Origin of the sequence: Bacillus sp. GMs2/2 (genome assembly GCF_050172095.1) — a bacterium.
Taxonomy (GTDB): domain Bacteria; phylum Bacillota; class Bacilli; order Bacillales; family Bacillaceae_G; genus Bacillus_A; species Bacillus_A cereus.
Genome location: NZ_JBNLYE010000693.1, coordinates 1 through 1,276, shown reverse-complemented (window position 1 = coordinate 1,276; position 1,276 = coordinate 1). Strand labels below are relative to the sequence as shown.

Sequence of the window (1,276 nt, the reverse complement as noted above, 5' to 3'; positions counted from 1 at the left end):
GTAAGGTAATAAAGTAATAGCTTCCTGGTCTTCTCATAACTTATGAAATCTCTATACAAAATGGGATAATTCACAATTTCTGTTTCTAGAAAACGATATTGCGGAAACCACTCAAAAAACGATTTTCTTAACCACTTTATTTGTTGAAACGTAATGTTCTGTTCGTTTCCATTTAGTACAGAATTTAAAGTAGCTGCTGTATGCATCCAATAATGATTAAAATCAGCGTTTATACAATCATCTTCGGTAAATTTACTTTTTAAGTCTCGCTGCAATTTTGCTGTAGCACGATAAGGAAACGGTTTATGCAGTGGACTATGCATTTTCTGCAATTCTTTAAAAATAATTTGTTTTCCTAACTTCAACTTTCTCCTCCTTTATTTCTCTATCCAATTTAATAAGTTTTCATAATGATATTGAGCATCTATATACCCAAGATTATATAGATTAACGAGCTTTTCCTTATTTCTTTCTATTCCGCTTATAGGAAGCTGTACACTTGGTTGAATTACATAAAAATTATCTTTTTGTTCTTCTCGATTCATATAAGATATCGTCTCATTATAAAAACGATAATGGTCTACTAAATTCTCTGCGATTTTCGGATATTTTCTATATAAAATTTTAGCCAGGCCTGAAAATTTATTTCGCTGCTTCTCATATCCTTCTGGCTTTGTCATAATGACAACGTTCTTTTCATAACCATCCTTTTGGGCTTTCAAAACTGGTATAGGGTCTATAATCCCTCCATCTAATAATTTTCGATTATTATATTCTACAGCAGGTGCTATAAACGGTACAGAGCTTGAGGCGCGAATGATTTTTAAAATATCGTTTCCGTGTTCTGCTTTATTATAATAAATGGCTTGTCCTGATTCGCAATCAGTCGTCCCTATGACAAACTGTTCATTACATTTTAAGAAAGTTTGAAAATCAAATGGTACAATTTTATTAGGTACTTCATCAAATAAAAAATCCATTCCGAATAATTCGCGTTTTCGAATCAAATTTCGATAAGATATATAACGGTGATCTGCTACTAGCTCTGTATTTACTTTCTTATTTCTCCCTTTTTGACGTGATAAATATGTTGCTCCCATACAGGCTCCAGCTGATACGCCGACTACATACGGAAAGAATAAGTTCTTTTCCATGAAATATTCGAGTACACCTGCAGTATATAAACCTTTCATTCCTCCGCCTTCTAATACTAAACCTATATTCTTCATGCTATATCCCTCTGCTTCTTTTTTCTTAATTTCATATTAGCCCAAGA

2 protein-coding genes are annotated in these 1,276 nt (G+C 32.6%); both read right to left on the bottom strand.

Annotated features, from left to right (window positions below; translation table 11 throughout):
• On the bottom strand, nt 1–365 hold a 365-nt coding region (locus ACQGS6_RS28750; protein ID WP_426966048.1), incomplete at its 3' end, for a YxiJ-like family protein.
• A 12-nt stretch (nt 366–377) separates the two neighbouring features.
• Entirely contained in the window at nt 378–1,229 is an 852-nt protein-coding gene (locus tag ACQGS6_RS28745) for a patatin-like phospholipase family protein (RefSeq protein WP_000789260.1), read from the bottom strand.
• Nucleotides 1,230–1,276 lie beyond the last annotated feature (47 nt).